The sequence below is a fragment of the Streptomyces sp. NPDC002463 genome (assembly GCF_042889835.1).
Lineage (GTDB): Bacteria > Actinomycetota > Actinomycetes > Streptomycetales > Streptomycetaceae > Streptomyces > Streptomyces nymphaeiformis.
In genome coordinates, this window is record NZ_JBIARL010000009.1 from 333,775 (window position 1) to 345,551 (window position 11,777).

The window sequence follows — 11,777 nt, forward strand, 5'->3', positions numbered from 1 at the left end:
AGGGTCCGAGAGCGGCTCGGCGGAACGCGCCGTCGCTCTGGAAGGCAGGACCCCGTCGTGGTCCACAGAATCCTTTCCCTCAGTCTTACGTTCCGAAACCTGATCCTCGGTGTGGCGGCGGCCGTGATGGCCCTGGGCTTCATCCACCTCCCGAAGGCGGCGTCGACGGACGTCTTCCCGGAGTTCGCCCCGACGCAGGTTCAGATCCAGACCGAGGCGCCGGGCCTGTCGGCGGCCGAGGTCGAGCAGCTCATCACCGTCCCGCTGGAGCAGGACCTGCTGAACGGCGTGGCATGGCTCGACGAGATCACCTCCGAGTCCGCCCCCGGACTGTCGTCCGTCAACCTGGTCTTCGGACCGGGCACGAACGAGCAGAAGGCCCGGCAGGCCGTCCAGGAACGCCTGATCCAGGTGGGCGGCCTGCCCCAGGTGGGCAAGCCGCCGGTGATGATCCAGCCGCTGTCGTCGACGAGCCGGGTCATGATGATCGGGCTGTCCTCGAAGGACGTCTCACGCATCGACATGTCCGTGCTCGCGCGGTGGAACATCAAGCCGCGTCTGCTCGGCATTCCGGGCGTGGCGAACGTGGTCATCTGGGGTGAGCGGGACCGTCAGCTCCAGGTCCAGGTCGACCCGCAGCAGCTGGCCAGCCGGGGCGTCTCGCTCGACCAGGTGGTCCGCACCACGGGCAACGCGCTGTGGGTGTCGCCGCTGACCTTCGTGGAGGCCTCGACGCCGGGCACCGGCGGGTTCATCGACACGCCGAGCCAGCGTCTGGCGATCCAGCACGTGCTGCCCATCACCAAGGCGCAGGACCTGGCTTCGGTGGCCGTGGAGGACACGGCGAGCAAGCAGCTGCGCATCGGCGACGTGGCGACCGTGGTGGAGGACCACCAGCCCCTCATCGGCGACGTGATGCTGAGCGACGGCCCCGGGATCATGCTGGTGGTCGAGAAGTACCCCGACGCCAACACCCGTGAGGTCACGCACGCCGTCGAAGAGGCGATGACCTCACTCCAGCCCGGACTGTCCGGCATCACCGTCGACACCCACGTGTACCGGCCGGCGTCCTTCGTCGACACGGCGCTCGACCACATGGGCCTGTGGGTCCTCGTCGCCGTGCCGGCCGTCTCGGTGCTGCTCGGCCTGTACTTCCTCTCCTGGCGCGTCGCCCTGATCAGCCTCGTCTCGATCACCATGGCGGAGATCACCGCCCTGTGGGTGCTCTATCTGCAGGGTTCGACCTTCAACATGATGGTCCTGGCCGGGCTCGCGATCGCTCTCGGCGCCGTCATCGACGACATCGTCATCGGATTCGACCGCATCCAGGGACAGTTCGAGCGCGAAGGCAGGCGCTCCGGTGAACGCCGGTCCGTGGCCGACGTCGTGGTCGACGCGACCGCGGCGGTGCGGCGGCCCGTCTTCTTCGCCACGCTGATCCTGCTCCTCGCCGTGGTGCCCGTCGTCTTCCTGAACGGGGTGGGCGGAGCGTTCGCCCGGCCACTGGCCCTGTCGTACGTGCTCGCGGTGCTCGCCTCCACCGTCGTCGCCCTGACCCTCACGCCCGTACTCGCCGCCCTGCTGCTCGCGCGCACCCGGCTCGGCCACCCCCGCAACCCACTGCTCGGACTGCTCCACCGCGGCTTCGACCGGATCAGCCCCAAGACCGTGCTCCGGCCGGGCCGGGCGCTGGTCGCGGCCGGCGTACTGGCGGCCGCAGGCTTCGCGGTGTGGCCGCAGCTCGACAGCGCCTCCCCCATCCCGGCCCTGCACCAGCGTGAACTGCTGATCCAGGTGGAGGCCCCGCCCGGTACGTCGCTGCCGGAGATGAACCGCCTCGGCCAGGCGGCCGCCGACCAGCTGCGCGCACTGCCGGGCGTCGAGGGCGTCGGAGCCCACGTGGGCCGCGCCAGGGAGTCGGACCAGGTCGTCAACGTCAACTCCGGTGAGTTCTGGGTCAACCTCAAGAGCTCGGCCGACTACGGCAGGACCGTCGCCGCGATCAACCGCACCATGCACGACCAGACCGGTCTCGACAGCGACGTGGTGACGTACCCGCAGGCACGCCTGGACGAGGTCCGGGCCGAGGACGGCGCCGGGCCGCCCGTCGTCGTCCGCGTCTACGGCAACGACCTGGGCGTACTGCGGCACCAGGCCGAGCAGGTGAGCAAGGTCCTCTCGCAGGTCCCCGGAGTCGTCCGGCCGCAGGTCCCGGCCGTGGCCGAGGAGCCGACCATCGAGGTCAAGGTCGACCTCGCGGCGGCACAGAGCCACGGGATCAAGCCCGGTGACGTCCGCCGCACGGCCGCCACCTACTTCTCCGGGCTGCCGGTGGGCAGTCTGTACGAGGAGCAGAAGGTCTTCGACGTCGTGGTGTGGGGTTCGCCCGGGACGCGCTCCGCCCCGCAGAAGGTCCACGACCTCCTGATCGACACGCCGAACGGCGGCCACGTCCGCCTCGGCGACGTCGCCACCGTCCGCGTCACGCCGTACCCGACGGTCATCGAGCACGACGCCACCTCGCGCAGCCTCGACGTCGTCGCCGACGTCAGCGGGCGTGATCTGAACTCCGTCCTCGACGACGTCAGGAACCGCGTCCAGGCGATGCCGATGCCGTACGAGTTCCACGCCGAGGTGCAGAGCGACGTCGCGCACCAGCAGAGCCAGGATCTGCGCATCGTGGGTCTGGTGGCCGCCGCGCTGCTCGGCACGTTCCTCCTCCTGCAGTCGGCCTTCGGCAGCTGGCGCGCGGCGACGCTCGTCCTGCTCGCCCTGCCGCTGGCCGGTGTCGGCGGTGTGCTGACCGCGTTCGCCGTCGACGGCGTCACGTCGATCGGCGCGCTCGGCGGCTTCCTGGTCGTGGTGGGCATCGCCGTACGCAACCTGGTGCTGCTGATCCGCGGCTACCAGGAGACCGAGCCGCGCGAGGACGGGACCGCCGACCCGCGGCGCATCGTCGACGCCACGCGCGACCGGGTCGGCCCGGTCCTGCTGACCGCGCTGGCCACGGCGGTCGCGGTGCTGCCCGCGGTCTTCCTCGGCACCGTCGAGGGCATGGAGGTGCTGCACCCGCTGGCCGTCGTCGTGCTGGGCGGACTCGTCACCTCGACCCTCGTCACGCTGTTCATCGTGCCCGCCCTCTACATCCGCTTCTTCTCCACCCCCGGCGGCCGCGGGCAGCGCCGCGTCGGCCCGGAACCCGACCTGTCGACGGCGGGACCGGCACCGGACGTGCCGGCCGCGGACGACGGCAGGACGCAACGCCGGGAGGAGCGGCGGGAGGCGCCCCGCGGCGGGCCCGGCCGGCGCCGCACCGGGCGCCGGTGGGCCGTGGGCCTGTCGGCCGCGGGGCTGCTGCTCGCCGGCGGAGCGGGCCTGACGGCCTGCGCCGACTCGCACTCCTCCTCGGCCTCGGCCGCCGAGCACTCCGAGCAGCCGCCCGCCGAGATCGAGCAGGTCCCGGAGGGAAAGATCCCCCATCTGACCCTGGCCGAGGACACGGCCGCGCGGATCCACATCACGACGGAGCCGCTGCGTCAGGCGCCGCTGGACGGCGCCGGACCGCCGCAGACCCTCATCCCGCTGAAGGCGGTGGTCTACGACCCGGAGGGCAAGACCTTCGCCTTCACCAACCCGAAGCCCTTCGTCTACATCCGGACCCCCGTCGAACTGGGGAAGTTCGGTAAGGACTACGCGGTCGTGAAGTCCGGCCTCCCGAAGGGCACCCCCGTCGTGACGGTCGGGGCCGCCGAACTCCTCGGCATCGAGTACGAGACGGACGGCGAGCACTGATGTCCGGGGACCGCAGCACCCTGATGCGCTGGATCGTCCGGTCCAGCCTGCGCTTCCGCTATCTCGTGGTCGCCGCGGCCGCGGTGATGATGGTCGTGGGCATCACGTCGCTGCCCCGGCAGCGGGTGGACGTCTTCCCCGAGTTCGCACCGCCGCGGGTCGAGATCCAGACGACCTGCCTCGGCCTGTCCACGGCCGACGTCGAGTCCCTGGTCACCGTTCCGCTCGAACAGTCCCTCAACGGCCTCGGCGGACTCGACGACCTGCGCTCCGAGTCCATCGCGCAGCTCTCGTCGATCCAGCTGATCTTCCACGAGGGGACCGACATCTTCAAGGCACGGCAGGAGGTCCAGGAACGGGTGCAGCAGGTGTCGCACTCCCTGCCGACCTGGGCCGCGCCGCCGGTGATCATGCCGCCCGTCGCCGCGACCAGCCGTGTCATGAAGATCGGGATGTCCTCGGACGACCACTCCGACAAGGCCCTGATGTCGATGTCCATGACGGCGTACTGGGAGGTCAGGGCCCGGCTGCTGCGGGTGCCCGGCGTCGCCAACGTGAGCATCTTCGGCGAGCGGCTGAAGATGATGACCGTGCAGGTGGACCCGCTCAGGATGCAGGCCCACAAGGTCAGTCTCGACGACGTCATGGAGGCCACCGGCAATTCGGTCGACTCCGGTCTGCTCAAGTTCACCACCGGTTCCGTCATCGGCACCGGCGGCTGGATCGAGACCCCCACGCAGCGCCTCGGCATCCGGAACCTCCTGCCGGTCGTGACGCCCACCGACCTCTCCCAGGTGCCGGTTTCCGCGGCGGGCGGCGGCACCGTACGGCTCGGGGACGTGGCCCGGGTGGAGGAGGCCCACCAGCCGCTCGGCGGCAGCGCCATCGTCGGCGGCGACCCCGGTCTGCTGCTGATCGTCGAGAAGCTGCCCTGGGGCGACACCCCGGAGATCACCAAGAACGTCGAGAAGGCGATCGCGACCCTCGAACCCGGCCTGCCCGGCATCCACTTCGACACGACCATCTTCCAGCAGCAGGACTTCATCCACACCGCGATCGACAATCTGACCCAGGCCCTGGTGCTCGGCTTCCTGCTCGTCGTCGTGGTCCTCGCGGCGTTCCTCTACGAGTGGCGCGTCGCGCTGATCAGCCTGCTGACGATCCCGCTGTCCCTGATGGCGGCCGTGCTCGTGCTCTACTGGCGCGGGGACACCATCAACACGATGGCCCTCGCCGGACTCGTGATCGCGCTGGGCGCCGTCGTGGACGACGCCATCATCGACGTCGAGAACATCCTCAGACGGCTCCGCGAGCACCGGAAGGCCGGCAGTGACACGTCGGTCGCGAAGATCATCCTCAACGCCTCCCTCGAGGTCCGGAGCCCGATCGTCTACGCGACGATGATCATCGTCGTGGCGACGGTGCCGGTGTTCCTGCTCCAGGGAGTGGCGGGCTCCTTCTTCCGGACGCTGGCCGTCTCGTACACGCTCGCCATCATCGCCTCCATGGTCGTGGCCCTGACGGTGACCCCCGCCCTCTGCCTGATCATGCTGCGCAAGGCGAAGGTCGAACGCCGGCAGTCCCCTCTCCTGCGCTGGCTGCAGACCGGCTACACGGCGGGACTGCGGCGCATCGTCAAGCGGCCGATGAACGCCTACCTGGTGTCCGGCGTGCTCGCGGTCGTCGCGGCCCTCCTCGTGCCCCAGCTCAGCCAGTCCCTGCTGCCCTCCTTCAAGGAGCGGGACTTCCTGGTGCACTTCATCACCACGCCCGGCACGTCCGTGCAGGAAGAGCAGCGCATGGTCTCGCGGCTGAGCCATGAGGTACGGGCCATCCCCGGGGTGCGCAACGTCTTCGGGGCCCACATCGGGCAGGCGTTCCTGGGCGACGAGATCGCGGGGGTCAACTTCGGCGAGGGCTGGATCGGCATCGAACCCAAGGCCGACTACGACAAGACCCTCACGCAGATCAAGGAGACCGTGGCGCGGTACGCCGGCATGGAGCAGGACGTCCAGACGTACCTCAACGAGCGCGTCGACGAGGTCCTCACCGGCTCCAAGTACCCGATCGTCGTCCGTCTCTACGGCCAGGACCAGAAGGTCCTGCGCGAGAAGGGCCTGGAGCTCCAGGAGAAGATCAGCAAGATCGCCGGCACCGACGACGTCCACGCCGACCTCCAGGTCGAGGTCCCGCAGGTCCAGGTGAGGGTCGACGTCGACAAGGCGGCGAAGCACGAGCTGAAGCCCGGCGACGTGCGCCGCGCCGCGTCCACCCTCGTGGCCGGCGAGGAGGTCGGAGACATCTTCCGCGGCGGCAGGGCCTACGACACGGTGGTGTGGAGCACCCCCGAGACGCGCGGCAACGTGGCGGCCATCAGCCGGCTCCCGATCGACACTCCCGCCGGGACGACGGTCCCGCTCGGTGACGTCGCCCAGGTGGTCATCGAGCCCCAGCCGAACGTGATCGCCCGCGAGAACGGTTCGCGGCACCTCGACGTGAACGCCTCCGTCTCCGGACGCGGCCTCAGCGCCGTCGTGTCGGACGTGGACAAGGCGATCGCCTCCACGGACTTCCCCCGCGGCTACCACACCGAGCTCCTCGGCGAGCACGAGGAGCGGCAGGCCGCCCAGCGGGTCCTGTTCTACAGCGCGATCTTCGCGGCCCTGACGATCTTCGTCCTGCTCCAGGTCTCCTTCCGCAGCTGGCGGCTCGCCCTGCTGTCCTTCCTCACCCTGCCCATGGCCCTGGTCGGCGGCGTCCTCGCCGTCTGGATCGCCGGCGGGAACATCACCCTGGGTTCCCTGGTCGGCTTCTTCACCGTGCTCGGCATCGCCGCACGCAACGGCATCCTGATGATCAACCACTTCCAGCACCTGGAGGAGCACGAGGGCATGGCCTTCGGGCCCGCCCTGGTGCTGCGCGGTGCGCGGGAACGGCTGTCCCCCATCCTGATGACCTCCCTGGCGACCGGACTCGCGGTCCTGCCGCTGGTCTTCCTCGGCAACCGGCCGGGCCACGAGATCGAGTACCCGCTCGCCGTGGTCATCGTGGGCGGTCTGGTTACGTCCACCTTGCTGAATTTGCTGGTCGTCCCCTCCCTGTACCTGCGTTTCGGCAAGGGCTTCAGGCGCCACAGGCCGCAGCATGAGGCGGCCGCCACGCACTGAGGCAGGCGGCGGACGGGGCCGCCGCCTCTCGGTGGAGCCCCACCCCGGCTCCACCGAGAGGATCAAGCTGAATGCCCCGTCGCCTGCGCGCGTCCGCTGCCCTGCTGAGCCCGATCGTCACCGCGCTGCTCCTCGCCCCGGGCACGGCGACCGCCGACGCCCCCGAGGTCCCGTCTCCCGCCACGGCGAAAAGCGGTGCGCGCGCGCAGGGCGGCTGCGGAAACCCTCCCGCCCTGCGCCCGTACGCCTTCCCCTCCTCCCCGAGGGTGACCAACAGGTTCCTGCCGCTGAAGCCCGGGACCCGGCTGGTCCTCAAGGGCGACGTCGCCGGTGAGGACCACACCGTGGTGACGACGGTGACCGACCTGACCAAGGTCATCGACGGCGTCCGCACCGTGGTGGTGTTCGACCAGGACCTCAACGGCAAGAAGGTCCAGGAGTCGGAGCTGGCGTTCTTCGCCCAGGACTGGCGCGGAGCGGTCTGGCGCCTCGGGGAGTACCCGGAGATCTACGAGAACGGCAAGCTCACCGGCGCCCCCGACACCTGGATCTCCGGCGTGCAGGACGCCAAGGCGGGCATCGCCATGCTCGCCCGGCCGCGGGTGGGCTCCCCCACCTACACCGAGGGGCTGGCACCCGAGATCGACTTCCTGGACTGCGCCACGGTGTTCCAGACCGGCCAGAGCGTCTGCGTTCCGGTCAGCTGCTTCGACAACGTCCTCGTGACGGACGAGTTCGCCCCGCTCGACCCCGAGGGCGGCCACCAGCGGAAGTCGTACGCGCCCCACGTCGGCAACATCAAGGTGGTGCCCGTGGGCGAGGCGAACCCGGAGACCCTGGCCCTGACCGAGTTCACCCGGCTCAGCGCCAAGGAGCTCGCGGCCGTCGACAAGGAGGTCCTGAAGCAGGACAAGCGCGGCTACAAGATCAGCCCCGACGTGTACGGGACCACCCCGCCCGCGGAGCCCGCCCTCGTGAAGGCACTCGTGCCCGCGCTGTAGTACCGGCAGGGCTGAAGGGCGCGCGGCACCGCGCGCCCTTCAGCCCCGGTTCAGGTGACGCGGGTCACAATCGGGACATGCGGGTTCTGATCGTGGACGACGAGGAGCGGTTCGCCGAGGGGCTCCGCAACGGCCTGGAGGCGGAGGGCTTCGCCGTCGACGTCGCCCTGGACGGCACGGACGGCCTGTGGCGCGCCCGCGAGCACGCGTACGACGCGATCGTCCTCGACATCATGCTCCCCGGCCTGAACGGCTACCGCGTCTGCGCCACCCTGCGCGCCGAGGGGAACTGGACCCCGATCCTCATGCTCACCGCCAAGGAGGGCGAGTGGGACGAGGTGGAGGGGCTCGACACGGGCGCCGACGACTACCTGACGAAGCCCTTCTCGTACGCCGTGCTGCTCGCCCGGCTGCGTGCGCTGCTGCGCCGCGAACCCCGCGAGCGGCCCGCCGCCCTCACCGCCGGTGACCTGCGGCTCGACCCGGCGGCCAAGGAGGTGTCGCGGGGCGGTGTACGGGTCGAGCTGACCGCGCGCGAGCTGGCCCTCCTGGAGTTCCTGCTGCGCCGGCGCGGCGAGACCGTGTCCAAGCAGGAGATCCTCGCGCACGTCTGGGACGACGCCTTCGAGGGCGACCCGAACATCGTCGAGGTGTACGTCGGGCACCTCCGGAACAAGCTGGACCGGCCCTTCGGCCGGGCGTCCATCGAGACCGTACGGGGCTGCGGCTACCGCCTGGCCCCCGACGGAGGGTAGGCGGCCATGGGCGTGCGGTTCTGGTCGACCGTGGCGGCCGTCCTCGTCGTGGCGGTGGGCCTGATCGCCGGAGCGGTCGCCCTGATCACCCTCCTGCGGGCCGAACTGACCGACGACGTACGGCAGACCGTGAAGACCCGGGCCGAGCAGGTGGCGGCCGTCATCGAGTCGGGGCACGGGGTGCCGTCCCTGACCGTGAGCGAGCAGAACGACCAGTTCGTCCAGGTCCTGGACGAACACCGGGACGTGATCGCCGGCAGCCCGAACGTCAAGGACCTGCCGGCCCTGGCCGACCCGCGACGGGGCTCCGAGTCCACGCTCACGACGCCGCTCGACGAGGACCGGTTCCTGGTGGTGGCGGTTCCCGCCGAGGCCCCCGGCGGGAACCGGACCGTCCTGGTCGGGCAGACCCTCGTCGCGGTCGACGAGGCGACCCGGATCGTCACCCGGCTGCTCGTCATGGGGCTGCCGCTGCTGATGTTCGTGGTGGCCGGCGCGACCTGGATGGCGGTCGGGCGGGCCCTGTCTCCGGTGGCGGCCATCAGCTCGGAGGTCGAGGCGATCTCGGCGGCGGAGCTGCACCGCAGGGTGCCGCTCCCGCCCGGCCGCGACGAGATCGCGCGCCTCGCCGCCACGATGAACCGCATGCTGGACCGGCTCGATCGGGCGCAGAGCGCCCAGCGCCGGTTCGTCTCCGACGCCTCGCACGAGCTGCGTTCCCCGGTGGCGTCCATCCGCCAGCACGTCGAGGTCGCGCTCGCCCACCCCGACCGGCTGACGGACCGGGCGACGAACGAACGCCTCGCCAGGACCGTCCTCGGCGAGGACCTGCGGATCCAGCGCCTGGTCGACGACCTGCTGCTGCTCGCCCGCGCCGACGAGGACGCGCTGCGGCCCCGGATGCGGCCGGTGGACCTCGACGACCTGGTCCTGGACGAGGTGCGCCGGCTGCGCCGGGAGGCGCCGGGGCTGCGGATCGGCACGGTCGGGGTGGCGGCGGCGCGGCGGCGGGTGGACCCGCGGGGCCTGAGCCGGGTGGTGCGCAACCTGGGTGACAACGCGGCCCGGCACGCCCGCACCGAGGTCGCCTTCGACCTCGCCGAACTGCCGGACGGCCGGGTGATGCTCGGCGTGGAGGACGACGGTCCCGGCGTGCCTGAGGCGGACCGCGAGCGGGTCTTCGAACGGTTCGTACGCCTCGACGAGGCGCGGTCCCGCTGGACGGCCGAAGGCGGCGACACCGGCGGCGCCGCCGGCAGCGGACTCGGGCTCGCCATCGTCGCCGAACTGGTCGCGGCGCACGGCGGTACGGCGACGGTGACCGACGGGCGGCTCGGCGGGGCCCGCTTCGAGGTGGTGCTCCCGCCGGACCCGGCGGCCCGGGACCGCTCCTGAAGGCCGGTTCAGTTCCGTTCAGGCTCTGTTCAGCCCCCGGGTGGCAGCGTCGGTGTCACGGCAGAGGAGGCAGCCATGAGGAACAGAAAACCTGCGACCGTGATGATCGCGACCCTGGCCGCGACCCTCGCGAGCGGCGCCTGCACCGCCGGTGCCGTCGGCGGCGGATCCGCGAGCGGGACCTCGGCGACGGGCTCCGAGTGTGTGCGGATCGTGGGGGAGAACGGCACGAAGACCGACGAGTGCCTGCCGCTCTCCCCGGAGCAGGCCCGGGTCGACATGGTCACGCCCGTGTTCAGCCGGCCGACCGCGATCACCAACCCGCTCCACGTCGGTGCGGAGCTCCAGCAGGCGATCTACGACGGTCAGGTCGACGGCAAGCCCTTCCGTACGGAGCTCACGCTGCTGCCCCACATCGAGACCGTCACCGTGAACGGCGAGCAGGTCCGGGCGCGCACGTTCCAGTTCGTGTCCTTCTCGGACGGGCGGGTCCAGGAGGTCGCGCGCGACTGGTTCGCGCAGGCCGACGACGGATCGGTCTGGTACCTCGGCGAGGAGGTCTTCAACTACGAGGACGGGGTGGTCGCGGACACGCACGGCAGCTGGCGGGCGGGGAAGGCCGGACCGGCCGCGATGATCATGCCGAGGGAGCCGAAGGCCGGTGACGTGTTCCGGGGGGAGAACATCCCGGGCACGGTCTTCGAGGAGGTCACCGTGAAGGCCGTCGGACAGACGGTCCCCGGGCCGTACGGACCCGTCAAGGGCGCGATCCGGACGGCCGAGATCAACCTGGACGGCTCGCGCGAGAACAAGGTCATCGCCCCCGGGTACGGCGAACTCACCATCGACGAGCCCGGCCCCGACCTGGAGGCGGTCACGCTGGCCGTACCGACGGACGTCACGCCCGGCCCCGTACCCGCCGAGCTCGCGGCCCTGTCGACGGCGGTCCGCGCGGCGCACGCCGGGGCGACCGAGGCGACCGTGGCGAAGGTGCGGGCCGCCTGGGACGCGTACCGGGCCTCCGACCAGGTGCCCAAACTGCTCGTCGAGCAGATGGACAAGGACATCGGCTCGCTCACCTCGGCCGTCAAGGCCCGCGACGCCGCGCTCGTCCGCGGTGCCGCGCTCCGGGTCTCCCAGAACGAGCTCGACCTGCACCTGCGGTACGAGCCGCTGGCCACCGTCGAGGCCGCCCGGATGCAGATGTGGGCGCGCCAGTCGGCGCTGGACGGCGCAGCCCGGGACGCGGGCGCGATCGCCGGTGACGTGTCCAGCCTCGAACTCACATGGGACCGCGTCCAGCACGACACGGCCCCGGCGCGGGCGGCCCGGATCACCGCCTCGCTGCACGCCCTGCGCGACGCGGCCGACCGCCAGGACGCGACGACCGCCCAACGGGCGACGACCGGGCTCACGGCCGCCCTCGACTCCCGTTGATCCTCAGATGCGGGGTCACCCACGGGTTCCGGCGAGGGCGCCCAGGGCCCGGGTGATGTGCGGCCAGGCGGTCGAGTCCGGGTCGATGACGTCGAAGTGGCTGCCGTGGGGCATCTCGATGAGGGCGGTGCCGGTCGTACGGCTTCAGGCCCGGAGTCGTCGCCGACGACGCTCAGCTGAGCATCGGGATGATGTCGGAGCCGTACGCGTCGATGGTGCCCTCGCGGTTG

General features: G+C 71.2%; 6 protein-coding genes. All 6 read left to right on the forward strand.

The window, feature by feature from the left end:
- The first annotated feature begins 111 nt into the window (after positions 1–111).
- The 6 genes from ACFYX3_RS20630 (at position 112) to ACFYX3_RS20655 (ending at position 11,547) form a co-directional block, all read left to right on the forward strand.
- The gene (locus ACFYX3_RS20630; RefSeq protein WP_389015263.1) at positions 112–3,792 is read left to right on the forward strand and encodes an efflux RND transporter permease subunit; all 3,681 of its coding nucleotides are present in this window, start codon (positions 112–114) and stop codon (positions 3,790–3,792) included.
- Complete coding sequence (locus ACFYX3_RS20635) at positions 3,792–6,959, forward strand: efflux RND transporter permease subunit (RefSeq protein ID WP_389015266.1); 3,168 nt, start codon at positions 3,792–3,794, stop codon at positions 6,957–6,959. Before ACFYX3_RS20630 ends, ACFYX3_RS20635 begins: the two co-directional genes overlap by 1 nt.
- Positions 6,960–7,030: 71 nt before the next feature.
- Positions 7,031–7,960, forward strand: a complete 930-nt coding sequence (locus ACFYX3_RS20640; RefSeq protein ID WP_389015269.1) for a hypothetical protein — start codon at positions 7,031–7,033, stop codon at positions 7,958–7,960.
- A 77-nt stretch (positions 7,961–8,037) separates the two neighbouring features.
- Positions 8,038–8,715, forward strand: a complete 678-nt coding sequence (locus ACFYX3_RS20645) for a response regulator transcription factor (protein WP_382652071.1) — start codon at positions 8,038–8,040, stop codon at positions 8,713–8,715.
- A gap of 6 nt (positions 8,716–8,721) precedes the next feature.
- Entirely contained in the window at positions 8,722–10,110 is a 1,389-nt protein-coding gene (locus ACFYX3_RS20650) for a sensor histidine kinase (protein WP_389015272.1), read from the forward strand.
- Between the two features lie 75 nt (positions 10,111–10,185).
- Positions 10,186–11,547, forward strand: a complete 1,362-nt coding sequence (locus ACFYX3_RS20655) for a hypothetical protein (RefSeq protein ID WP_389015275.1) — start codon at positions 10,186–10,188, stop codon at positions 11,545–11,547.
- The last annotated feature ends 230 nt before the right edge of the window (positions 11,548–11,777 follow it).

Bases quoted from the DNA above. Each gene is read 5' to 3' on its own strand.
- ACFYX3_RS20635 (WP_389015266.1), top strand. From the start codon at position 3,792: ATGTCCGGGGACCGCAGCACCCTGATGCGCTGGATCGTCCGGTCCAGC.
- ACFYX3_RS20640 (WP_389015269.1), top strand. From the start codon at position 7,031: ATGCCCCGTCGCCTGCGCGCGTCCGCTGCCCTGCTGAGCCCGATCGTC.
- ACFYX3_RS20645 (WP_382652071.1), top strand. From the start codon at position 8,038: ATGCGGGTTCTGATCGTGGACGACGAGGAGCGGTTCGCCGAGGGGCTC.
- ACFYX3_RS20650 (WP_389015272.1), top strand. From the start codon at position 8,722: ATGGGCGTGCGGTTCTGGTCGACCGTGGCGGCCGTCCTCGTCGTGGCG.
- ACFYX3_RS20655 (WP_389015275.1), top strand. From the start codon at position 10,186: ATGAGGAACAGAAAACCTGCGACCGTGATGATCGCGACCCTGGCCGCG.